The following is a 23,422-nucleotide window of genomic DNA, read 5'->3' on the forward strand; positions in this document are numbered from 1 at the left end:
GCCGGCCGGGGGGCGGTCGAGGCCGGGGAAGCTGGCTATCGGGTTCGGGGGGTGGCCGACGGTGGTGGGCCGGTCCAGATCGGGCAGTGCGGCGGTGGCGCCCGCACTGACACCGGTCCCCGCAGGTCCGGTGGCCGCGGAGGCCGGGACCGCGGCGATGATCGGCGCCACCCCGGCGACGAGTGTCACTCCGAGGCCGATCTCGAGCATCCGCCGCATCGTGCGGGGAACGATCCGGCGGGCCAGCGCCGCGCTGAGCCGGCCGACTCCGCCGGGGACGGCCGACAGCGCGCTGAGCAGAACCCCCAGGCACAGCCAGAGCAGGCATACCCAGGCGACGACCCCGATGATCGTGGCCAGCGCCTGCTCGGGCGCGGCGGCGAACCATTCTGGGGCGGCCTCGATGCTCTCCGGCAGGTCGGCCAGCCGGGGTCCGAAAACGATCAATATGATCGCCGTGATTGCGGCCGCGGTCGCGCCGGCGAACCGCGCCAGCGTCTGTCGAGCCGCCCTCGCGATCATTGTGGGTGCTCCTGTCCGCCGGATGTTGTCGAGATCGTTCGTTTGCCTACGTTTGCTTGTGTAAACCCCTGAAAGCTCGCTGTCAACCCTGCTTGTGTGGGGAGTGAGGGGTGGCGGGGGGAAGTGAGCGAAATCTACCTTTATGGGAGGAATTTCGTGCGATGGGAGGATCTGTTCGCCGACCTGGAGCTGCAGTGGGAGGCGAATGAGGCCGCCGAGCTCTCCGCCGAGCTCGCGGACCGCAGCCGACGGGAGGCTGCCTACCTGCGGTTGATCGATCGGATGCGACCCGTCGTCGGACACCCGGCGCGTTGCCGGGTGCTGGGTGGTCAGCGCGCTCCCGAGATCCTGCACGGCACCCTGTCGGCCCTGGGGGTGGACTGGTTGCTCATCGCCGAGCCCGGCGCGACGGAGGCTCTGGTGCCGGTGCGGTCGCTGCTGGCCGTGGAGAACCTGCCGGTGGTCTCGGCCCAGCCGGGTCATGAGGGTCCGCTGGCGGCCAAGCTGGATCTGCGGTACGTCCTGCGCGGGCTCGTCCGGGACCGCTCGGCGTGCACGCTCATGCTGGTGGACGGGGTGACCCTGCACGGGACGCCGGTGCGGGTCGGCTCGGACTTCCTGGAGGTGGCCGAACACGCCGTCGGCGAGTTCGCCCGGCGCGGCCAGATCCGTTCCGGCTGGACCATCCCCCTCGACGCGATCGCCTACGTTCGTCGGATCCCCTGACCTCGCCGCGCCTACTGCGCCTAGTCCTCGGGCGGAGCCTCGTTACGGCTCATCGGATTGGCTGCGACGAAGGCCCGGGTCTGTTCATAGGCGCGCTGAATGTACGCCTCCAGCTCGGTGCGCTCCACCCGCCACTGGCCCCGTCCCCCGATCTTGATGGCGGGGAGCTCGCCCGAGCGGACAAGCGCGTAGGTCTGGCTGGAGGAGATGTTGAGGATGTCCGCCACATCGCTGAGTTGAAGGAAGCGGTCGTTCATCAAAGTCCTCCTTCTGAGGGCAGATTTCTCTCCTCACGTGTGTATCAGAGATACCACCGCTTATCGCGTCCGGATGCGTGTGCTTGTGGATAAGTGCACGCGGATACCGCCAAAAGCCCGTGCTCGCAGGTACTGGACTGGTCCGCTACCCGTGCCCGCCTGGCCCAGAGGTCGACGGATCCCGTTCGGTCCGCATCCGATTCCTCGCTGGTTTGGCTGGGCTCAGGGCCGACGACCGCGTACGCTCTGCGACCGGAAGGTGCGAACATGTACCAATGGTCCGGCCAGGAGAAAAGGGAGGTCTCCCGGTGACCGAGCTCGCCGCGGCACCGGCCCGCCCGGAGGCGTCCCCGCCACCGGCATCACCCCCGGCCCGTCGGTTGACCCGCCGACGGTGGCGTGACTCCCGGCTGCTCGTCGGGGTGTTACTCGTGCTCGTCTCGGTGGTCGTCGGGGCGCGGCTGTTCGCCAGCGCGGACGCGACCCGCCAGTGGGTGGTCGCCAAGGTGGACATGCCGGCCGGGCACATCATCATCGCTGGGGATCTCGCCACGGTGCCGGCCAGGCTCGACGAGAGGACCTCGGGTCGTTACTACCCGGGAAGCCGTCTCGACGACCTGGTCGGCGCCACCCTGGCGCGGCCGGTGGACACCGGCGAGCTGGTGAGCGGGCCCGACTTCGCCGGCCAGAACACCCAGCCGACGCGGCTGGTGCCGATCATCGTGAAGGCCGGGCGGCTGCCGGCCCTCGGACCGGGTGACCATGTGGACGTCTTCGTGTTCCAGAGCGGCGCCGTCGCGCCGAGCACTACCGGGGGCGATCAGCAGGCCGGCCGGAGCACACCGGCCGCGCCCGCGGGCGCGGGGGCCGAGGCGCTGGTCCTGCACGACGTCGAGTTCGTCAGCCTCGAGAAGTTGACCAGCGGGGACCGTTCGCTAACGCTGCGCGTGCCGGTGGACAACGCCATCCAGGCCGTCGCGGCCTCGCAGAGCGAGCGGGTCGACGTCGTGAAGATTGAGCGCGACTCCCGCGGTGGGGTCGGCTCGACGGGACCGACCACCGTGCCGGGGTACGGCCGGTGAGCCTGCCGATCCTCACCGCTGTCACCGATGCGATGGTCGAGGCCGGCCTGGTCTCGGCCTTCGATCGTCGCGACCTCGGGGTTACGGTGGTGCGCCGCTGCGTCGACCTGCCGGACCTGCTGGCCGCGGCGACCACCGGCGCGGCCCGGGCTGCCCTGCTGTCTGCGGACCTGCGCCGGCTCGACCGGGATGCGTTGACCCGCCTGGCCATGGCAGGCATTGCGGTGGTCGGGCTGACCGCCCCCGGCGACGAGGACGGCGACCGGCGGCTGCGGCAGCTCGGCGTGGCCGCGGTCATCCCCTCGGACGCCACCGCGGAGGTCATCGCGGGAGCGGTCGTCGAGGCATCCCGGGCGCTGGCGACGAACGCGGCCGCGCCGGCGACCCGGGCGCCCGGTTCCTACAGCGAACCACTCGTCGGGTTCGGGCCGCTCGCCCCGGCCATCGGTGTCACCGACGGCGTGGGGCCGATCGGACCGGGCGACGGCCGGGTGGGCCGGGTGATCGCGGTCTGGGGTCCGGCCGGCGCGCCGGGACGCACCACGATCGCGCTGTGCCTGGCCGCCGAACTCGCCGGGCTGGGGACCTCCACCCTGCTGGTGGACGCCGACTCCTACGGCGGCGCGGTCGGGCAGCTCGTCGGCCTGCTCGAGGAGGCCCCCGGTCTGGCTGCGGCGGCCCGGTCGGCCAACCAGGGGCTGCTGGACGTGCCCCGGCTCGCTGTACTGTGCCGGGATCTGGGCGGCGGCCTGCGAGTGCTGCCCGGCATCCCCCGCCCCTCGCGATGGCCCGAGCTACGCCCGGCATCCGTTGAGACCGTGCTGTCGATGGCCCGGCGCCTGGCGTCCTTCGTCGTTGTGGACTGCGGGTTCTGCCTGGAGACGGACGAGGAACTGTCGTTCGACACCTCCGCGCCCCGGCGTAACGGAGCGACGCTCGCCGTGCTGGGCGCGGCCGACGTCGTGCTGGCGGTGGCGTCTGCCGAACCGGTCGGTCTGGTCCGGTTTGTGCGGGGACTGTCCGACCTGCGGGAGACCGTCCCCTCCGTCGACCCGCTTGTCGTGGTGAACCGGCTGCGCGCCTCGGTCGTGGGCGGAGACCCGGTCCGCGAGGTCAGTCGGGCGATTCTGCGCCACACCGGGACCGAGCCGGTGGCCCTGGTGCCCTACGACCTCGCCGGGCTGGACGCCGCCCAGGTGGCCGGACAGCTCCTGCGTGACATCGCTCCGACCTCCCCGGCCCGGCTGGCGATCAGGGAGCTGGCCGGCCGGCTGCTTGGCCGCCCGGCGGCTCCCCGCCGTCGGCGGGGGAGCCTGCGGCGCCAGGCCCGGTGAACTCGGTGAGTCCGGCGAACCAGGTGATCTTGGTGAGCGGGCAGGCCGTCCCGACGGACGAGCCGGGGCCGCATCCCCCGCTGGGCCTGCCGCTGGGCCTGCTGCCGTCCGGCCGATTGCTTGCGCGGCGTCGGCAACTCACGGTTACGCCCTTGGCGTAACCGTGACATAAAGTATTCGTGTCGCCATCTTGGTGTAGTGGGGGCGGTTACAGCGAGCAATTTGGGGGCATCGCTGTGTGGAGGGACTTCGGTCAAGTCGTGAGAGAGATCTCACTGATAGCTTCCGAGCTTATAAAATTTACTACATAGAGTAGCTTTCTTAATCCGTAGAGTCTGAGATGCGAGAGAAGTCGTACAAGAAAGTCACGCAACGTAGCATCGTATATGTATCTGCGAGCGGTCTCTTTCGGCAACGTTACGTTAGTGGGAGCATGCCTCGCCAGCACCACACGAGTCGTACCTTGATCTCCTATGGGCGTGGCGAGAGGTACGTGATGCTCGTTCGAGACGGCTGGGGGTGTGTCGGGTGAGCCGAGAGTACGCGAAGGCCGTGGGCGCCCGGTTGCGGGCGATTCGGATACAGCAGGGTCTGTCGCTGCAGGGAGTGGAGCAGAAGTCGCGGGGGCGGTGGAAGACCGCTGCCGTTGGCTCCTACGAACGCGGTGACCGCATGATCAGCGTGCATCAACTCTCCGAACTCGCGGGATTCTACGGAGTCCCGGTCTCGGCGCTGTTGCCCAACGAGGATCAGCTGCCGCCGCGGGAGCGTCGCCCACGTACGGTGCTCAACCTGGAGAAGCTGAGCGAGGCTCCGCCGGACTCCTCTGCTCTCGTCCGTCGGTGGGTCGCCCAGATCCAGCGCCAACGGGACGACTACGCCGGCCGTGTGCTGTCCATCCGGGATGGCGACGTGCGTGCGCTCGCCCTGCTCCACGACACGACCCCCCAGGAGTTCGCCGAGCGGCTGCGGAACTGGGGAGTGCTGGAGACCAGCTTCCCCGAAGAGAGTAGCGAGGAGCCGCCGGAGTAGTCCGGTGGACTGCCCGGGCGCTTCGAGCGCCGGGAGCAGCAAGGTACGGTCAACGCGGACCATGGACTGTTACCGGCCCATCCCTGGCCGTCCCGACGAGGCGGGCACGCCGTTCGTGGGCGGGTCGGCCCAGGTGCGACCGGGCGGCCCACATGGCAGCGAGCATGCCGGGCGGCGGGCATCCCAGCGCGATGCGTCTCCCTTCCCGGTCGCCGCGCCGGGAGGTGGACTATGACCAGGAAACGGGCCCCACGCAGAGGTCTGGTCCTGGGAGCCGGTGGAGTGCTCGGCTCCGCCTGGATGATCGGCGCGATGCGGGCGGTCGAGACCGCGACCGGCCGCAATCTGAGCGGAGCCGACCTGGTGGTCGGCACGTCCGCCGGCTCGGTGGTCGCGGCCCTGCTCGGTCTGGGGATCGGCATCGACGTGATGGCCAATTCCGAGCGGGGGATCTACGAGGCGGGGGATCCCGTTCTTGACTACCGCGACCTCGGTGCCTCCCTACCCCCGCGCCCCCGGATGCGCATGGGTTCACCGAGGCTGCTGACGGCCAGTGCCCGGCACCCCCGGCGGTCCTCGCCGATGGTCACGCTGGCGGCGATGCTTCCACAGGGCCGTGGGAAGATCTCCGCGGTCGGCGATCTGGTGACCGCGGCGATGGACCGCAAGGGCCTCGATCCGACCGGGTGGCCCACCAGGCCCGCGCTGCGGGTGGTGGCCATGAACTTCGACACCGGTGAGCGCGTGCTGTTCGGTGTGGCCGATGCGCCTCGGGCAACCTTGTCCGAGGCGGTGATGGCGTCGTGTGCCATTCCCGGCTGGTACGCCCCGGTCGCGGTGGACGGCCAGCGATTCGTTGACGGCGGAACCCGATCGCCCGCATCGGTCGATCTTCTCGCCGACGCGGGCCTCGCGGAGATCCTGGTGCTCGCCCCGGCCTGCTCGTTCCACCTCGACCGACCCCGTGGCACGGTGGCCCGGGTCGAACGCCAGGTCCGCCGGGCCGCCACCCGCCGGCTGATGCGGGAGGTCGAGATGGTGGAGGCGGCGGGCACCCGGGTGACGGTGCTCTGCCCAGGTCCGGAGGATCTCGAGGTCATCGGCGGAAACGTGATGGATCTGACCCGGCGGGCCCAGGTGTTCGAGACGGCGCTGCGTACGACGGGCGAGGCCCTGCATGCCGCCGCCCGTTCCGCCCGTTCCGGCGTGGCCGGGGCCACCGACGACGCCGAGGCGAGCGGGGGCCGGCTTGGGCTCGGCCTGGCCGGCTGACCTGGTCCTCGTGGCTGGTCTGGTCCTCGTGGCTGGTCTGGTCCTCGTAGCCGGCTCGCCCCGGTTGGTTGCACACTGAGCGGGTGCGCATCTATCTCCCGTCCACGCTGGCCGTCGCCCGATCGGTCTGGGAGTCCGCGCGCATCCCCCCAGGCACCGGCTTCGCGGTCACCCCCGCGACGCGTGAGTGGTACGCCCAGTCGGAGTCCGAGGAGGAGTTGGAGTACGCGGCGCTGCACGACGCCGGCCGGGCAAGCCTGCGGCTGCTGGACGCCGACCCGTCCGCGCCGCGCCGGCGCATGGTCTTCGTGGCCGATGTCGCGGACGGCGAGGTGCGGGTACGAGATGATCTTGAGCAGGGTGCCGTCGAGGTGGACTTCCCGGTGCCGTGGTCGGCCGTGCAGGCCATCCATGTCGACGACGGAGACGACGAGGAGGTTGTTGCGGCGGTCGCGGCGGCGGCGAAGTGCATCGTCGAGGCCGATCTCGGTGGGGATGACGCCGCCTTCACCGTGGACAGCGTCGAGGGCTTCGAACTGCTGTGGTTCGCGCCTCAGGAGCTCCCCGGTCTTCTCTGACCCCGACGGAGACGCGGATGTTGGGTGCGCGGGGGTGGAGGTCTCCCCCGCGCGGGGGAGGAGACCACGCACGTTGACGGCTCGTTGGGGCATGCTGTCTGGACTGGTGACCAGCTGGCGTGAAATGTTCCCGACGGGCGGCCCTTGCGGTTGTCTTCCCATACTCCTCACTCCTCCCTGGGGTGCTGTTCGTCGCCTGACGTCCGTGAACGGTGATTTCCCACCCAGGGAGATCGACGTGGACAACGGTTGAACCTCCCCGGGTGCGGCCGATGCCGGGCGTTGCGAATAATGCTGGGGAGCCTTGCGGCGGCGACCGGGTCACCACCTGGATGGCGCCGAGGGGGGCTCCACTTCCCACAACCTTCGTACCGAGATGTCACCCCCGCTGGCAGGTGTGATCTCGACCGACCTACCGCGGTAAGGAGGCTGGCAGCCCATGCTGTACCTCGCCGGGCAGATCCTGGCGTACGTGCTGGTGGCGATGCTCATTGGTGCGGCGCTGGCATGGGTCTTCCTGATCGCGCCGCTGCGCCGGCAGGCCCGCAACGCCGACGCTGACGCCGCGCGGAATCGGGCGGGATCGGGGGAGACACCGGCCGGCACCGGCTCGGGCCTCGACGAATCCCGCCCCGGCGCGGTCCCGTCAGCCGATCAGGCGGCAGCCGCGAACGACGTGAACCGCGTGAATGCCGGGAACGCTGCCGAGGCCGGGAACGCCGTGGCGGCGGGCGTCGGCGACGCCGACACGGGTGTCCCCGGTTCGGGCGCCCGCGGCACGGGCACAGGGCAGGCCGCCGAGCTGATCGCCCGGTTGCGCCGGCAGCGTGACGACGTCGCCTTGGAGAAGGCGGATCTAACTGCCCGGCTCGCTGTCGCCGAACAGCGTGCCGCGGAGTCCGAACGGCGGATCGCCGAGGCGGAGCGCCATGCCGTGATCGCAAGCGCCCGGGTCGAGGAGATCGAGGCAGCGCTGCGGGCCCGGGCGTACGCCGTGACACCCGGCGCGGCCCAGGCCCTCCCGGCCGGCCCGGGTGCCGCCGGCGAGGGTACTGCCGGCCCGGGTGCCGCCGGCCCGGTGCCGGCGGGCTCCCCGGGGGCGGGCGATGATCCCGCCGGCCCTTCGGCGGCGGAGCTCGCCCATGAGGCCGAGCTGCTGCGCAGACAGCTCGTCGAGGCCGAGGGCCGGGCGGCCAAGTTCTCCTCCCGGCTGGCCATGGCCCGTACGGAGGCGGAGGACGCGCAACGCCAGGTGGCCACCATGACCACCCGGCTGGATCGGCACCAGGCCGAATGGGCGGCCGAACGGCTCAGCCTGCTGGGGCGGATCGCGAAATCCGAGGCGCTTCTGGGCCAGGCCTCCTCTGACGAGAAAGCCGGTGCCGAGCATCCCGAGGCTGCCCCCACCGCCGAGGCCGCCGTCGCGGTCGGGGTTGCTGCCGCGGGCGGCGTGGTCCCGTCGAACCTCGCGGTCACCCCGAACGATGCGGGGCCGTCGAAGAGCGCGCTGCCCGCGCACGGCCTGGCTCTGTCGCCCGAGGCGAACATCTCGGGGGCGACGGTCCAGGCGAGCGGCGTTGCCACGAAGAACCGGCCACCGGCCCCGGGCGGACCGCCGTCGAGTAGTCAGGGGAGTGGCGGCGGCGTGAAGAGCACCGGTGGCAGGAGCACCGGTGGAACGAACGGGGCCAGCGGCCAGCCGGGTACGGGTAGCCGGGTCGTGCTGGAACCCGCGCCGCGGTGGAACGGTCTCCTCGATCCAGTGCGGTCGGGCGGCGACAACCTCAAGGAGATTGTCGGCGTGGGCCCGGTGATCGAGGCCCGGCTGCGGGCGTTGGGCATCACAACCTTCAGTCAGCTGGCCGAAATGGGTGATACCGACGTCGAGCGGCTCGCTCACCGGCTGGATGGCTTCGGTGACCGCATCGTCTCTGACGATTGGGTCGGCCAGGCCCAGGATCTGCAGGCCCGGCACTACGGCGGCGTCTACTGACCGGACCGCCGTCCACCTCGCTCGTCACAGTCCGGAGATGAGTCCCTCGATCTCAGCTTCCAGGATCCGGCGGTCGGTGACGTCGGAGTAGAGCCAGACATGGCCGCGGTAGCCGTCGGCCGCGGTCAGCGGGATGTGGCTACGCTCGAACACCCGCCCGTCGGCGAACATCACTGCCTCCCGGCGTAGCGTCCGCCGTCGACGGAGCAGGGTGTCCAGGCGCGTCGCGAATCCGGATGGATCGTCCACCAGCCCGGGCCGGGGACGCAGCTGCAGCCGGCAATCCGTTCCGACCAGGTCGACGGGCAGGTCCGCCAGATCGAACAGATCGCAGTACACCTGGTTCACCGCCACCACACGCCCGTCCCGGTCGGCGATGAGCACGGCGGTCGTCAGTTCGGCGAGCAGGGTCGTCAGCCAGCGTTCCCGGTCCCGGCATGCCTCCTCGATCCGTCGGGCCTCGGTGAACAGGCAGCCACAGGTGTGGTTCGAGCCCCTGGCGCGTCCGAAGGGACGCAGGTCGTCCTTCTCGCTGCGATGCAGGGCCACGGCCGCGCGCCACTCCGCGCCAGGCGGGAGCGTCCCGCGGGGAAACCCGACTGTGGGCCGATCCTCGGTGGCTTCGCGGGATGTCGCCCGGCCCGGCGTCGGTTCGCCGGGAACCGGCCGGCGGGGAAGCGGAACAGACCATTCCCAGCCCCGAGCGGCCCGATCGGCCCGATCGGACTGGTCGGACTGGTCGGACTGGTCGGACTGGTCGGCCCGAGGCCAGGCCGAGGGTGCTTCGCGTTGCGGGTACTCGCCGTCGTCCTCGCGGTCCCCGGCCGCGTCGACGAGATCGGTCTCCTCGGTGTCACCGTGCCCGTCCAGCCCGTCCAGGCGGGCTATCTCGTCCACCCGATCGGGGCGATCCGACCGGTCGGACTGGTCCGGCAGATCAAACGGGCCCGGTCCGTCGAGCACGCCGAACCTGTCGAGATCGCCCGCGGGCACCCCATCGGAGGCGAGGGCCTGGAGACCGAGGAGATCCTGATCGAGCAGGTGCCCGTCGAGGAGGTCGGGATCGAGAGCGGCGAGTTCGAAAGCCGCCTCGCGACGGCGAAGGCGGTCAAGCTCGGCCTGCCCGTCGTCAAGGTGTTCGAGATCGGCCGGTTCGTGAGGCGCTGCTTCGTGATGCGCCGGTTCGTGAGACGTCGGTTCGCGGGAAGCGAGGTCGGGTTCGGCCCGTTCCTGGACGGCGACGTCGTCGGTATCGGGCTGGTCCGCGGACGATGGGCCGATCGGGGAGTGACGCCCTTGGACCCGCGGCGAGGACACCGGCACACCCGTCACCGGCACACCCGTCACCGGCCCGGCGGCGTTCCCGAACGCACTGGCCGACGGCACGGTGAGGGTGCCGACGATCCGTTGTCTACCGTCCCCTGCCGAGGTCACCATCGTCTGCATGACCGCGTCGCAGGGTGGTTCACCCGGTCGGATCAACCGGACCTGGATCGAAAACCCGTCGCCGTGCGTGACGAGGCGCCGCCACCGGCTGCCGACGTTCGCTACGTCGCCGGGATGGACGATGCGTTGCCATCCCCATCCGACCGCCTCGTCGCGGGTAACGCCGGTCAACTTGGACCACGGCCGGTTCACAAAGAGATACCGGCCTGCCGCATCGGTGGCGAATACCGCGACCGGGCAGTTTTCGACAATCCGCCAGAACATTTTCCAAGCGGTCGTGTCGAACATGTCTGACGATCGGGGATCCCGGGCGCCGCTCATCGTGATGCCCCTTTCCACTCCGGGGGATCGTGCCGGGGAGGCGTCGGGGGCAACGCCGCCCTGGTGGCCGAATGAGGTTCTCGCGAGCGGCTGGCGACCGCGCTGGTTGTTGGCTGACCGGACACGGAAGGGACCCCCGAGGCAGGCGTTGGTGGGACGCTGGATGAGACCGGCGGGGTGGGGGGATTCCGCCTGTCGACCCAGCGATGCGATATCGACTACAGGGATGTTCGGGTTAGGGACCGCCGAAAGGCTATCGCCTCGGCGTCGTTTCGAGGGAGAAATCGCGCGGGCGTTTCCGGGGCGGTTGGTGCACCGTCGGTGCAGTCGATATGAGCACAGAGCGATGACAAATGTCCGGTCCGCGACCGCTTTTTGACTGCGGAGAGTAGCAACCTTGGTGATCAAGGGGGGACCCTGTACGGGCTGTGGCCTACCTGAGCCCTACCCGCTCCATGCCCCCGGTGGGGGTTGTGCGAACGTTGTTGCGTCTGCCCCCGGCGTCGGGGGTTGCTTACCAGTGACCTTCTTTCTACGCTTCGTGGCAATTATCGGGGCGGGAAGAGACGAAAGCCGGAGGAGCAGCGGTTTCCGTGGCGGTGGCACGCGGCAGTTGGCTGGACGCGACATCGTTCGTGGAGGACGAGGTCAGAGAGCTCGTCCGGCGGCGTTCTCTCGATCCCGTGCGGGACCCGGCGCAGGTGCGTCAGCTCGTTCACGAGGTGCTCGCCGATTATGAGGAACGGGTTCTCGTCAGTGACCTTCCCCCGGTCGTCGACCGGGACGTCACCGCCCGGCTGGTCTATGACGCGGTTGCCGGGTTCGGGCCGCTGCAACGCCACCTCGACGACCCCACCGTGGAGGAGATCTGGATCAACGAGCCGGGCCGGGTATTCGTCGCCCGGGCCGGTCGCAGCGAGCTGACGACGACCATTCTGACCGCCGATCAGGTCCAGGACCTCGTCGAGCGGATGCTGAAGTCCTCGGGCCGACGGGTGGACCTCTCGACCCCGTTCGTCGACGCCATGCTTCCGGACGGTTCCCGGCTGCACGTGGTCATCCCCGATGTCACCCGGGTGCACTGGTCGATCAACATCCGTAAGTTTGTGCTGTCCGCGTCGAGCCTGGACGAACTGGTCGATCTCGGGACGATCACGCTGGCAGCGGCCACCTTTCTGGACGCTGCCGTCGTCGCCGGCCTCAACATCATCATTGCGGGCGGCACTCAGGCCGGCAAGACGACCATGCTCAACTGTCTCGGCTCGGCCATCCCGGCCCGGGAACGGGTGATCAGCTGCGAGGAGGTGTTCGAGCTGAAGCTGCGGGCCGCCGACTGGGTGGCGATGCAGACCCGGCAGGCCAACCTGGAGGGCAGCGGGGAAATCCGGCTGCGCCGGCTGGTCAAGGAGGCCCTGCGGATGCGCCCGGACCGGCTCCTGGTCGGCGAGGTTCGCCAGGAGGAGGCGCTCGACCTGCTGATCGCGCTCAACTCTGGGCTGCCCGGTATGTGCAGCCTGCACGCGAACTCGGCTCGCGAGGCCGTGACGAAACTGTGCACCCTGCCCCTGCTCGCCGGCGAGAACGTCAGCCATGCCTTCGTGGTGCCCACCGTCGCCGCCAGCGTGGACCTCGTCGTCCATCTGGAGAAGGACGTCTCGGGCCGGCGCCGCGTCACCGAGGTCGTCGCGCTGCCCGGCCGGACGGAGGGGGACGTCATCGAGATCGCCCAGATCTACCGCTCGCGCGCGGACGGACTGGTCCGCGCCGACGGCTTCCCGCCACATCCCGAACGGTTCGCCCGCGCCGGCTACGACCTGCCCGCCCTGCTGGCCCAGGGCGACCATGATTACCATCATCATCGGCCCGGCCGGGGCTGGCCCGAGATCGCCGCGGAGCGCTGATGGGCATCTTCCTCGGCCTGCTGTTCGGTCTGGGTCTGTTCCTCATCGTCACCAGCGGCCGGCCGCGGTTCGCGGCCTGGTCGGCGACGGCGCGCTGGGAACGGTCGACGAGCGACCTGCTCGCCCAGGCGGGCATCCGCGGCGTGACCCCGCGTCAGTTCGTCATGATCAGCCTGGGTCTGGGCCTGGTGGTCGGCCTGGTCGTCCTGGCATTCACCGAGACCGTGTCGCTGGCCGGCGCCTTCGTCGTGTTTGCGAGTCTGCTGCCCCGGGCCCTCGTGGTCCGTCGGCGGCATGCCCGCATGCATGATCTGCGGGAGCTGTGGCCGGACGTTGTCGACAACCTGTCCAGCGCGGTGCGGGCCGGGATGTCGCTGCCCGAGGGCCTGGCCGCGGTGGGGGTGCGGGGGCCGGTACAGCTGCGACCGGCCTTCATCCGGTTCGGCGAGGACTACAGTGCCACCGGGTCGTTCTCGGCCTGCTTGGACCGCCTCGCCGACGAGCTCGCCGATCCGGTGGCCGACCGCATCATCGAGTCACTGCGGATGGCCCGGGAGGTCGGCGGGACCGACCTCGGCCGGCTGTTGCGCACGCTGTCCACCTTCCTGCGGGAGGACGCCCGCACCCGCGCCGAGCTCGAGACGCGGCAGAGCTGGACGGTGAACGCCGCCCGGCTCGCGCTCGCCGCCCCCTGGATCGTGCTGCTCTTGTTGGCCACCCGGGGGCAGAACGTGCGAGCCTACGACAGCCCGACCGGGGTCCTGGTGCTCGTGGTGGGCGGCGCCGTGTCGGCCCTCGCCTACCTGCTCATGAAGCGGATCGGCCGGTTGCCGGAGGAGGGCCGGGTGCTGCGCGGGGGAGCGGCCGCTGGCCGGGGGGCGGGATCATGACCACGGTCGCCAGCGGTGCGCTGATCGGGTTCCTCGTCGGGCTGGGCCTGGTCATCATCGTCTACCGCTCCCCCCGGGCCCGGCGCATCCACCTCGCTGACCGAATCGATCCCTACCTGCGGGACACCCCCACACCCTCGAGGCTGCTCGAGGACCGGCCGCGGGGGGTGCCGCGGCCGGGTCTCGCCGCGGTCGAGGCGCTCGCGCGCCCGTTACTCGCGGACGCCGCCGGTCGGCTCGACCGTTTCCTGGGGGGCCGGGCCGCCCTGCGACGCCGGCTGACCCAGGCCGGCGGACGGACCAGCATCGAGGAGTTCCGCGTCCAGCAGGTCATCTGCGCGGCCAGCGGGGCGCTGATCGGCGCCCTCCTGCTGGCGCTGCGCGCGCTGCTCGGCGTCGGCCCGCCGGCCCTGGTCAGTGTCGCACTGATCGTCGCCGGCACGGCCGGTGGGGTGGTGGCCCGGGACTACTGGCTGTCGCGGGCGATCTCCGAGCGCGAGGACCGGATGCTGCTGGAGTTCCCGACGATCGCCGAGCTGCTGGCGCTCGCGGTGACCGCGGGGGAGTCGGCCATCGGGGCGCTGGAGCGGGTCAGCCGGTTGACCCACGGCGAGCTTGGGCACGAGCTGCGGCTCGCGTTGGCCGACGCCCGCGCCGGGGCCACCCTCGTGCAGGCGTTGGAGGGCATCGCGGCGCGCACGGCGTTGGCACCCCTGGTGCGGTTCGTCGACGGGATGGCGGTCGCGATCGAACGGGGGACGCCGCTGGCGGACATCCTGCGCGCGCAGGCCGTTGACGCGCGTGAGGCGGGCAAGCGGCAGCTGCTAGAGGCTGGTGGCCGCAAGGAGATCGCGATGATGATCCCGGTCGTGTTCCTCGTCCTGCCGACGACCGTGATCTTTGCCTTCTACCCGGCCCTGGTGAGTTTCACCGTGATCGCGCAGTGAGTGCCCGGGGGCGCGCAGGTGGCCGCCCGCAGGTGGACGCGCCCGTCCGGCGAGGTCGGATCAGCCAGCCTAAAGGAGGAGACATGGGACGAACAGGGCAGGCCATGAAAGCGAGATGGCGGGCCTGGCGGTCAGCCGTCGCATCGGGCGGCTGCCATGATCGCGACCGGGGGGACGTCCCCGGCTGGGTCATGATAACCGTCATGACGGCGGCGCTGGTGGTCGCGATCGCCACCCTGGCGACGCCCGCCCTGCAGAACCTGTTCACCTCGGCCATCAACTCGGTGTCGGGTATCGGCGGTGGCGGCTGAGCTCGCGGCCGCCGCGGGGCCGGACGGGATCGACGGCGGCCCCCGGGGGACCGGGCAGCGACCGGACGCGGTCGAGGACGGCGTCGAGGACGGCGTCGAGGACGGCTCGGACGCGGCTGACGGCGGATCGGCCGTCGTCGAGTTCATCCTGGTGGGGACGTTGTTGCTCTTCCTGATCCTGGGGATCATCCAGGTCGGTCTGGTGCTGCACATCCGCAACACGCTCGCGGCGGACGCTGCCGAGGGAGCCAGGCACGCGGCCAACCTCGGCGTGCCGGCGAGCGAGGGCGGTCCCTACGCCCAGGCCCTCATCGAGCGGACCATCCCGGGACGGTCCGACGCCGTCTGCACCGGGGCGCAGGTCGACGGGCCGGGTGGCACGCCGCTCGCGGAGGTCACCTGCCGGGTTGCCGTGCCGCTCGTCCTAGTCCCACTGGGCGACGGCATCACGATCACGGTGAAGGGCCACGCACTCAAGGAACTGCCGTGACGAGGGGTGTCGTGGCGGGAGATCGGATCGCGCGGGCGGCCCTGCGCTCCGTGCCGCGGACGATCCTGATGATCAGGACAGGTTGCGTGGCTTCCGTGCGCCGCGTCGGTCGCATTGGTCGCATAGGCCGCGTTGTCTGGCCCGAACGGGCAGGCCCGGCGACCGGGGCCGACGACGGTTCGGCGATGATCGAATTCGTTGGATTGTCCGTCGTGCTGCTCGTCCCGTTCGTCTACCTGTTCCTGTGCGTCTTCGCGGTGCAGCGCGCGGCGTTCGGGGTGACCCAGGCCGCCCGGGAGGCCGGGCGGGCGTTCGCCACCGCGGGCAGCGAGACGCAGGGCATGGACCGGGCGCGGCTCGCCGCGCAGCTCGCCCTCGCCGACCAGGGCGTCCCCGGCGCGCCACAGGTCCGATTTGCTCCCGAGGGCGCCGACTGTGGTGCGGGGGATCCCGGGGACGGCGCGGCAACCCTGGAGCCAGGCGCGTCGTTCGTCGTCTGTGTCCGTACGGTCGTGGCGCTGCCAGGAACCGGTGCCTTGTTCTCCGGCATCACCGACGTCACGGTCAACGGCCAGTTCACCGTGGTCATCGACCAGTTCCGCGCCGACCGGCGGGAAACCCAGCCGTAGAGAGACACCGGGACGACGCGCGCGCCGAACGGGGTTTCGCAGTCGGCGCAGAGGAACACGCCGCCGTCGGGGAGAAAGTCGAGATGGAGGGCGGTCGGCGGGCATGCGGGCATGCAGGCATGCAGGCCGGCGAATTTGGGGGAGCTGAGTACGGTCTGCGGTCCCTGAACCGTGACTGGCTCCCCAAAACTCGGCCGCCACGCGATCATGCATCGTCGCAGGCCATCCCTTACTCCCCGTACGGCACGTCCGTGGACTCCACTGATGTCGAGCCGCGCGGACACCTGGCCGTTCTCGCTGGGCTGGCTATCGGCGTCTGCCGGCCCACCGCTGTATGAGGGCTGCGGCGGCCTCGTGGTCGATGGTCACTCGGTTGCTGAGTACGGCATGCGCGGTGGCGAGTTTCCCGACGAGCTTGTCGATGAATGCATGTGTGTCATCACGGGTGAGGTTTCCCTCGGTGATGATTTTCGTGTAGCGGACGGTGTCGACGATGGCGGACTTCACCCGTTCGTGGGAGAGGTAGGTGTCGAGGTCTGACTGCCATCCCTCGGCGGCCGGACCGTTGACAACGGAGGTCCACCCATGGATGAGTGCGGCTGACTCGTCGGGCTGGTAGCTCATCTTGTGCAGGTGGACCGCAAGATCATAGACCGGATCGCCCCACAGGGCGAGTTCCCAGTCGAGGAAGTAGGCTTGGCCATCCGAGATGATGATGTTCTTGCGGTGGATGTCGGTGTGGAGGAGGCGGAAAGGCCGCGGGTGCAGCGTCGTCCATCGACTGTTGATCTCGGTGAGCGCGTCGATGGGGATGCCGAACTCGGCGTACAGATCGCCGAAGTCGGGGAGGAACCGGGAATGCACGCCTGCGGTGACAGCGGACAGGCTGCGGGCGAAGTCGGCGGTCCGCCCGTCCGCCGGCCAGCCTGGCGGCGATTGCGGCAGGCGTTCGCGCGGGATGAGGCCGAGCTGCCCGAAGAGCTCCACGACGTCGCCGATGACGTGGTCGGGAACGCGGGTGCCGCGTGGTGCGGTGTTATCGAGGAGCTGACCGGGAAGGAATTCCACGATCTGGTAGCGGGGCTGCATGCGGGCGTAGAGCAGACGGGGCGCGTGGGTCACGGTCCCGCGGATGGCGCGCAGCACATCCCCTTCCGGCCAGATCATCAGGTCCATGATGTCGCTGCCCGGAATCGGGATACGGACAATCACGTCTCCGGTCGGCGTGCCCATCCGGATGTTGTGGTTGTAGAAACCCGACGCGGCATCGGGGCGCCTGACCGCCTGCCGGTACAGCTCGTCGGGCCGCCACGTGTGCCCGTCGAGCAGGTCGGCGACGAAGTCCTCAATGCGGGCGTCAAGATCGGTAAGCGTGCCGAACGGCTGGATTCCTGCCCGTGCCCGGCTCGCGGCGGCGGTCACCTGCTCGTCATCGATGCCGAGGATGGACAGTGCGTGCGCCGAGCAGAGGATGATCGTCGGGTAGACGTCGGCTGCTTCCAGCTCGCGGACTGTCCACTGGAGCGAGGAAACCGTTTCGTCGAGCTGACCCCGGCGAGCATGGACCAAGGCGCGGTAGAACTCGGCGCGGGCTCGACCGGAGCGATACCCGACCCCGTCGAGGGCGGCGCACGCGGACCGTAGGGAGGTCTCGGCCTCGTCGAGTTGACCACATCGGAGCTGCCCGACAGCGAGAGCGGTATACGCCTTGCCGAGCTCGTGATGGGCGCCGATCTCGCGTTGGATCTCGATCGCCTGGCCTGCCTCGACGATTGCCTCGGCAGGGTGGGTGTAGGCGAGGAGTTCGGCCCGGTTGGTCTGGATGTTGGCCAACCCGAGGACGCTGTCGGCCGCGGCGTAGTGGGCGGCGGCCTCGTCGAGATAGCGGGCGGCGGCGTCGAACTCGAACGCGAACCGGTGGGCGAGGTGACGCATCCGGGCCACGTCTCCGTGGAACTCGGCGTCCTGCCCCGGAGCGGACGCACCCAGGTCGGTGGCGAGTACTTCCGCGTCTCGGAACCGGCCCTGGGCCATGTGAAGGTCGGCGGCCCACAGGCCCGCGGTCAGCCGGGATGCCCCCGTGGCGCGGTCCCAGACCTGGGTGTAGGCGCCGAGCGCGGCCCGGGTCTCACCGGCGATGCGCCGCCCATGTCCGGCGGCCACGGCGAGCCGCGCGCCGACCATTGTGTCGATGGCCAGAGCGGTGACCGGTTCGGGAACCAGCGCCGTGACCGTGGCCGCGTCGCCGAGGCGAATCGCTGCCTCAGCCTGCAGGCAGCGCAGCGCTTCGGGCAAGTTGTCGTGGTCGGGCTGGTCGTTGAGCCGGGCGCGCAGGTCCTCGGTGATGCCTTGGGCGGCGCTGTGTCCCCCACGGCGAACCGCGCGGTCGGCATAGCCGAGGATGCTGTCGCCGCTGATCTGCCGACCCTGGAGGGCGTGATAGGCGGCCTCTCGCAGGGCGCGGGCGGCATGAGTGCCACTGTCCCGGCCGGTCGCCTGGTCGGCCCGGTTCTCCCACAGTCCCTGTAGCAGGGCGTGGATGTCGGTGGTAGTGCCCGGAGAAAGCCGTTCCCGCAGAGCGGCGGCCATGAGCTGATGAAACCGCAGCGCGGTGTTTGCCGGGTAGACGAACGAATATGCGGTGAGGGATTCCCAGGAGATGCGATGCCCCGGGAGATGGAATGTGGCCGTCAGCATCCGGAAAATATCATAGTCGAAGATTCGTGCCGGGCTCAGGACCTCCAGCGATCGAATTTCTTCCGGGGCGACATGCTGAAGGAAGCGTGCCAAGATCTCCTGTTGGGACACGAGGGCGCCGCTGACCCGCCCACCGGTCTGTAGGTGCGTGTCCACCGCCAGGTTCAGATAGAATGGGAGACCTGCGCTGGCGTCCGCAATTATCTGGCGCTGGAACGGATCGGTGATCCCGCCGGTGTCGAGGAGTTCTAGCCGGGCTTCCATGGGAAGGCCGCCGATGTCGCACATCTCGATGAGGCCGTCCCATTCGGGATCCGTCAGTTCCCACCGCAACGGTTCCCGGCTGGCGATGACCACCAGGCCACGGTCGAGCTGTGCCACGAGATCACGTAGCCAGGCATCCGCGAGTTGCGCCCGTCCGGTGCGTACCGGGCTCAGTACCAGGGCCTCGTGGCTGTCAATGATGATCACATACTGTCTATCCTGGCTGGCGGCCCGAAGGTCTTCAGCGAACAGAAACGTGACGGCGTCGGCGAGCTCACTGTTCGGCAGGTCGTCGAGCGTCGCCAGGGTGGGATCGCGCCGCACCCGCAGGCGGCGGCGTACGTCGGAGCCGCCGCGCTCCAACAGCTTGACAAGGCCGCGGGCCGTACCGAAAACCGGAATTCCGGTCATCGTGTCGGCGATATCCGCGAGAATGGAACTCTCGTCGATGAATGCCAGTTCCGAACGGTTCAACCGCAGGTGTGGGTGTAGCCGCTGCCACAGCACTGCGTAGGCTATGTCGAAGCGATCGAAGTGGACCCCTTGCGACCCCAGTTCGTTGCGTAGCACCGCCAGTGCTTCTTCCTGCTGGCGCAACGAGTGCACCTGCAGATCGAGTGATGCAGTTCGATACCGGGTTGCCGCCCGGTCCTTCAACTCGCGCAGTAGTCGTGACTTACCTATACCGCCCACGCCGGTGGCGTTGAAGACCCGTGGACCGTCACCTATATGGGTCAACTCTTCGGCGAAAGCCGCCAGCACCGGTTCGCGGTCCACGAAACGCCGCTGCAGTGCGGCGACCCGATGAAACCGTGGCGCAGGCGCCATGTAAACCTCCGACCATCACAGACCGCAATACCGTCGAGGACGATGCAATCATAGTTGAGCTCGACGACGCACGATGGACCAGCACATCGGGCTGCGGCGCGATCCTGCCGACCCGCACCCGGGCGAGCCCGGGCCGGAACCGCGACCACGGTTCCGGCCCGGGTAGGCGTGCGCCGTGGGATCCGGTCGGCTAGTCGTTCTCGAGCGGAATCTCGCCGAGCGGAATGTCCAGGTAGGACGAGGAGCCGTCGGTGGACGAGATCTCGATTTTGCTGTTGGTGACGGTGGCGTCGCCGAAGAACCTGTCCTTGGTGTCCACGACCAGCTGTATCTGGCGGCCCGGCGTGATGCGGTAGTCGGCCGGCTGCAGGTGGATGTCGATCGTCCGCGTCTCTCCCTCGCGGTCGTTGAGCAGGGTGAAGGGCGCGCTGGTGATGATTTTTGCCTTACCGGTACCCGGGTCGACGTCGAACAGGTGCGCCACGAGCGTCGCGCTCTTCGCGGACGGGGTGACCGTGAGATGCGCCGAGACGGTCCCGGTGATCTGACTCGGTGCGGTGAGCGGTTCGGTCGACCACACCGCGGCGTCCTCGCGGGAGATCTCCGAGGTCTCGTACACGATCGGAGCCCCCAGTCTTTCGAGGATGCCGGTCTGGACCAGGGCCGGGGCTATCAGGGCGGGGGTGTCCGTGCCGGCCCGGAAGGTGTGGCTCCCCCCGGAGTTGGGCTGAGGAGTCAATGAGCCGTCCGATGTCCCCGGCAGCGGTGCGTTCAGGTAGTAGCGCCGCAGCGGCAGCGTGTACGAGTCCCAGTTGGCGAGTTTCTTGACCGTGAACAGGTTGTGCATGTACTCGGTGTGCACGTCGCCGTCGTTCTCCACGCCGTTCTCCTCGTCGGCAACGAAGCGGTCCAGCCAGCGGAAGGTCGTCGCTGTCGGACGACTGATACCGCCGAGAAACCCCTTGATCTCGTCGCCGCCGTGATCTCCGATCAGTACCAGGAGACGTTTGGGACCAATCAGTGCGTTGAAGAACTCCACCACCGCGGGCACCGAGAAGATGGTCTCGTGCCAGTAGGTGCCGAGGAAGATGGGGACCCTCCTGGCGTTGAGTTCGTTCAGGTAGGTCACCGGTGAACGGACCGCGCTGAACTCCAGCAACCGTTCGATATTCCGATTGGCCCGGAAGTCGTCGAAGATCTCCTTGACTTCGGCGGAGAGGTTCTCCTCGCCGAACAGCTTGGTGAGCTCCTCGAACGCCAGCAGGTGTCGTGTCTCGTTCTCGTACAGCGACCAGCCCAGATCGGCCCAGGCGCTCTGCGCGCACACGGCCCTCACCCGGTCGTCGTGCGCCGCTATGATCAGGCTCTGGCCGGCGCCGTAGGACGACCCCGCGAACCCGATTCGATCCGGATCCGCGCGGTCGGGATAGGTGTTCAGTACCCAGTCGATCACGGCCGAGCCGTCCGCCCGGTCTCGCGGACCGGCGACGTCGATCTTCCCCGTGGAGTCGGCGAGCCCACGCTCGCTGTACGCGACCGCCAGATATCCCTTGAGTGCGAAGTTCAGCAGCATCCCCGGATACGATTTCCACCCCGTCGGCGCCAGCGGAGCCGGCATGATGACGACCGGGTTCGGCCCCGGCCTGAGGGGGACCAGCACGCCGGCGTCGAGCTGGACGCCGGCATCGGCTCCGGGGATCCTGGTCGCGCTGAAGGCCCCCGCTCCCCGCAGTTCCTCGAACTTTGCCACGGTCGCCGGCGGGAGATTCCTGAAGTCGCCGCTCTCGAGGTTCTCAAGAGCGGCGATCTCCGCGTCGAGCAGTGTTCTGTCGTTGGGCGCGAAATCGAACACGTTCGTGGTCTTGACGGTCGTGGTCACTCGGATGATCCCCTTCTGGGCGTGGGAAAAGGAGCCTGCCGGCGAACCTGGCCGACGGGCGCGCGATCGTCCGCGACCGTGACGAGGTGATGATCCGGATATCGGATCCGTGGTGCGGAAGTCTCCCGGTGCACGGGTTCGGATCCTAGAGGTGTACGCGATCGTCAGGGGTGAGGTGAGTACTTTGTCCGCGCGCCGTACGGCAGGATGGTGTTGACCCGCATTCGGCTGGCAGCGCGTTTTTCGGCTTGATGCAGGAAGTGATGGCGTTATTTTCCGGTTCCGACGTCCCACCGCGTGCGGCATGCCGCGACGGCTGATCCGGATCAGGCTTTGCCTGCGGCCCGGACGTCACTGCGTGCGGCGGCTGAACAGGACACCGGCCAGCAGGAGCGAGGCCGCGATGATGGCGAGCTCGTCGAGCAGGCACAGGTTCTCCTCCCCGGTCCGCGCCTTGTCGAGCGCGGCGTACTGGCCGGTCAGGCTGATGCGCCGCCGCACCTCGCGACGCTGGGTGAGTACGTCGTGGCCGGCAACCCGGGCGGTGCCGGCATCGAGGTCGCCCGCACCGAGGGGATCTCCGGCCTGTCCATGAGCCGGGTTGCCGCGGAACCAGGCGCGGCGACGATGTCGCTCTACCGCTACATCTCCGTCAAGGACGAACTGCTCATGCTCATGCTCATGGCCGATGCGGCGATGGGCCGCCCGCCCGGTCTTTCGATTTCGGGCTGGAACGCATCCTCGACGGGGTCGCGGCCCTCATCGAGGGCCTCCGCGCGGACGTTCCTCGTCCCAGGGGACGTACCTGATGCAATGAGGTCGTCAGGCAGGATGGTAGATTCCTACCCTCGCCCGTCTAGCTTTGTGCCGGGAGCGTCCGCGAGGAGAACGCGTGCCCGTGACCAGTGGCGGAATCCAGGTGCCCCGTTTCCTGCGCGCGTTCGGCATTGGCGGGTCGGGGCGGTCCGTCCGGGTACCCGGCGCCGGCTGGGCGGTCCCGGCCGTCCGCTCGCCCGGAGCCGGTCCTGCGGACGGCGGGACCATCCTCGTGCTGACGCTGGGGTATCTCATGGTCGCGGCGATGCTGGTGGTCGTCGTGACCGACGTGTCCGCCGTCTACCTCGCCCGCCGGTCGGTGGCCTCGGCCGCCGACGGCGCCGCGCTGGCTGCTGCCCAGCGCATCGACGAGAACGCGATCTACACCGCCACCGACGCCTTCGAGCGCCTGCCCCTCGCCGACATCGCCACGACCGTCGATCAGTACCAGCGCCGGGCCGATCCGAGTGGCCGCACGATCCTCACCTCCACCCTCGTCGACGCGACGACGGTGGAGGTGGAGGGCACGCGTGTGGTCGACCTTCCGGTTGTGGGCTCCCTCGGGGTGGGTCCGGTCACGGTACGTGCCGGAGCGCAGGCACAGTCGGTGGTCCGCCAGCCCGCTGCACCATGACGCCGGCCGGCGCCGGAACGCCGAACCGCGCCGGTTGCGTGCGCGCCACCTGTTGGCTTTCCTCCGACCCCTGATGCAACCAGGTCGAGGTGGCGTCCATGAGATCGTCGAGACCGTGGCCGGTGCGGCGCTCGGCCAGATCCGACACGTCCCGGACCAGCCGGGCCACCCATTCGGCCGGCCGCCCGGCAGACAGCGCCACCGCTTGAGTGGCGTGCTGGGCTGCCTCGTCGCGATCCGGGATCTCCCGGGCCAGTGCGGCCCGGGCCTGCGCCATCCGCACCGAGACCACCATGCCCGTCTGGCCGCTACCTGTGATCAACATCGCGGCGCGTTCCAGGTGAGGCATGGCCTCGTCGGCCGCGCCGACGGTGGTCAGGGCCTCGGCGCAGGCCAGGGCAAGATCCGCCGGGGAGTAGGTGTCGAGCGAGAAACCCGGCGAGCCGTGGGCGGTGTCGTCGAGCCGTTCCATCGTCTGCCAGGCTCTGGCGACGGCGTCCCGGACGCCCGCCCGGTCGCCGGTCGCCGCACAGGCGCTGGTGACGACCTTCCCGGCGATGAGGGCCCGGGTGG

General features: G+C 69.6%; 18 protein-coding genes and 2 pseudogenes. 13 read left to right on the plus strand and 7 right to left on the minus strand.

The window, feature by feature from the left end; genetic code table 11:
- Positions 1–522 (minus strand): annotated as a pseudogene (locus AC08OV_RS07570) (LysM peptidoglycan-binding domain-containing protein); the annotation flags it as partial.
- Between the two features lie 156 nt (positions 523–678).
- Between AC08OV_RS07570 and AC08OV_RS07575 the strand changes: the two are divergent.
- Positions 679–1,248, plus strand: a complete 570-nt coding sequence (locus AC08OV_RS07575) for a hypothetical protein (protein WP_476593300.1) — start codon at positions 679–681, stop codon at positions 1,246–1,248.
- 20 nt (positions 1,249–1,268) lie between these two features.
- Here the strand turns inward: AC08OV_RS07575 and AC08OV_RS07580 are convergent, their stop codons facing one another.
- Positions 1,269–1,505, minus strand: coding sequence for a helix-turn-helix domain-containing protein (locus AC08OV_RS07580; protein WP_011435224.1), 237 nt, complete (start codon positions 1,503–1,505; stop codon positions 1,269–1,271).
- Positions 1,506–1,813: 308 nt separating this feature from the next.
- On the opposite strand from AC08OV_RS07580, the gene AC08OV_RS07585 reads away from it, so the two are divergent.
- The 6 genes from AC08OV_RS07585 to AC08OV_RS07610 all read left to right on the plus strand — a co-directional run bounded on the left by AC08OV_RS07585 (position 1,814) and on the right by AC08OV_RS07610 (position 8,796).
- The gene (locus tag AC08OV_RS07585) at positions 1,814–2,587 is read left to right on the plus strand and encodes an SAF domain-containing protein (protein WP_476614099.1); all 774 of its coding nucleotides are present in this window, start codon (positions 1,814–1,816) and stop codon (positions 2,585–2,587) included.
- Entirely contained in the window at positions 2,584–3,921 is a 1,338-nt protein-coding gene (locus AC08OV_RS07590) for a CpaE/TadZ family protein (RefSeq protein WP_476614100.1), read from the plus strand. The genes AC08OV_RS07585 and AC08OV_RS07590 overlap by 4 nt, the downstream gene beginning before the upstream one ends.
- Before the next feature lie 528 nt (positions 3,922–4,449).
- A complete protein-coding gene (locus tag AC08OV_RS07595) occupies positions 4,450–4,953 on the plus strand; it encodes a transcriptional regulator (protein WP_462187080.1) in 504 nt (167 codons plus the stop codon).
- A gap of 231 nt (positions 4,954–5,184) precedes the next feature.
- Positions 5,185–6,225, plus strand: a complete 1,041-nt coding sequence (locus AC08OV_RS07600) for a patatin-like phospholipase family protein (RefSeq protein WP_462187079.1) — start codon at positions 5,185–5,187, stop codon at positions 6,223–6,225.
- Between the two features lie 83 nt (positions 6,226–6,308).
- Complete coding sequence (locus tag AC08OV_RS07605; protein ID WP_462187078.1) at positions 6,309–6,803, plus strand: DUF6912 family protein; 495 nt, start codon at positions 6,309–6,311, stop codon at positions 6,801–6,803.
- A 439-nt stretch (positions 6,804–7,242) separates the two neighbouring features.
- On the plus strand, positions 7,243–8,796 hold the full coding sequence (locus AC08OV_RS07610; RefSeq protein ID WP_476614101.1) for a hypothetical protein: 1,554 nt from the start codon (positions 7,243–7,245) through the stop codon (positions 8,794–8,796).
- Between the two features lie 24 nt (positions 8,797–8,820).
- Here AC08OV_RS07610 and AC08OV_RS07615 read toward each other — a convergent pair whose 3' ends face one another.
- The gene (locus tag AC08OV_RS07615; protein WP_476614102.1) at positions 8,821–10,563 is read right to left on the minus strand and encodes a PAS domain-containing protein; all 1,743 of its coding nucleotides are present in this window, start codon (positions 10,561–10,563) and stop codon (positions 8,821–8,823) included.
- 593 nt (positions 10,564–11,156) lie between these two features.
- Here AC08OV_RS07615 and AC08OV_RS07620 point away from each other — a divergent pair.
- The 5 genes from AC08OV_RS07620 (at position 11,157) to AC08OV_RS07640 (ending at position 15,731) form a co-directional block, all read left to right on the plus strand.
- Positions 11,157–12,464, plus strand: a complete 1,308-nt coding sequence (locus tag AC08OV_RS07620; RefSeq protein ID WP_476614103.1) for a CpaF family protein — start codon at positions 11,157–11,159, stop codon at positions 12,462–12,464.
- A complete protein-coding gene (locus AC08OV_RS07625) occupies positions 12,464–13,354 on the plus strand; it encodes a type II secretion system F family protein (RefSeq protein ID WP_476619483.1) in 891 nt (296 codons plus the stop codon). The genes AC08OV_RS07620 and AC08OV_RS07625 overlap by 1 nt, the downstream gene beginning before the upstream one ends.
- On the plus strand, positions 13,351–14,301 hold the full coding sequence (locus tag AC08OV_RS07630; RefSeq protein WP_476619484.1) for a type II secretion system F family protein: 951 nt from the start codon (positions 13,351–13,353) through the stop codon (positions 14,299–14,301). The genes AC08OV_RS07625 and AC08OV_RS07630 overlap by 4 nt, the downstream gene beginning before the upstream one ends.
- A gap of 300 nt (positions 14,302–14,601) precedes the next feature.
- The gene (locus AC08OV_RS07635; protein WP_476612699.1) at positions 14,602–15,102 is read left to right on the plus strand and encodes a TadE/TadG family type IV pilus assembly protein; all 501 of its coding nucleotides are present in this window, start codon (positions 14,602–14,604) and stop codon (positions 15,100–15,102) included.
- Between the two features lie 185 nt (positions 15,103–15,287).
- On the plus strand, positions 15,288–15,731 hold the full coding sequence (locus AC08OV_RS07640) for a hypothetical protein (RefSeq protein WP_462203519.1): 444 nt from the start codon (positions 15,288–15,290) through the stop codon (positions 15,729–15,731).
- A gap of 306 nt (positions 15,732–16,037) precedes the next feature.
- On the opposite strand, the gene AC08OV_RS07645 is transcribed toward AC08OV_RS07640, so the two are convergent.
- From AC08OV_RS07645 to AC08OV_RS07655, 3 genes are all read right to left on the minus strand, one after another.
- Positions 16,038–19,520, minus strand: a complete 3,483-nt coding sequence (locus AC08OV_RS07645) for a phosphotransferase (protein WP_476612700.1) — start codon at positions 19,518–19,520, stop codon at positions 16,038–16,040.
- Positions 19,521–19,710: 190 nt separating this feature from the next.
- Positions 19,711–21,399: a CocE/NonD family hydrolase gene (locus AC08OV_RS07650; protein WP_476619485.1), complete on the minus strand. Its 1,689-nt coding sequence runs from the start codon at positions 21,397–21,399 to the stop codon at positions 19,711–19,713.
- 351 nt (positions 21,400–21,750) lie between these two features.
- The gene (locus tag AC08OV_RS07655) at positions 21,751–21,900 is read right to left on the minus strand and encodes a hypothetical protein (protein WP_476594070.1); all 150 of its coding nucleotides are present in this window, start codon (positions 21,898–21,900) and stop codon (positions 21,751–21,753) included.
- A 541-nt stretch (positions 21,901–22,441) separates the two neighbouring features.
- Here AC08OV_RS07655 and AC08OV_RS07660 point away from each other — a divergent pair.
- Entirely contained in the window at positions 22,442–22,849 is a 408-nt protein-coding gene (locus tag AC08OV_RS07660; RefSeq protein WP_476612716.1) for a pilus assembly protein TadG-related protein, read from the plus strand.
- Here AC08OV_RS07660 and AC08OV_RS07665 read toward each other — a convergent pair.
- Positions 22,791–23,422: pseudogene (locus AC08OV_RS07665) on the minus strand (hypothetical protein); the annotation flags it as partial. The gene AC08OV_RS07660 and the pseudogene AC08OV_RS07665 overlap by 59 nt on opposite strands.

The organism is Frankia sp. CeTa3Moorea (genome assembly GCF_978021225.1).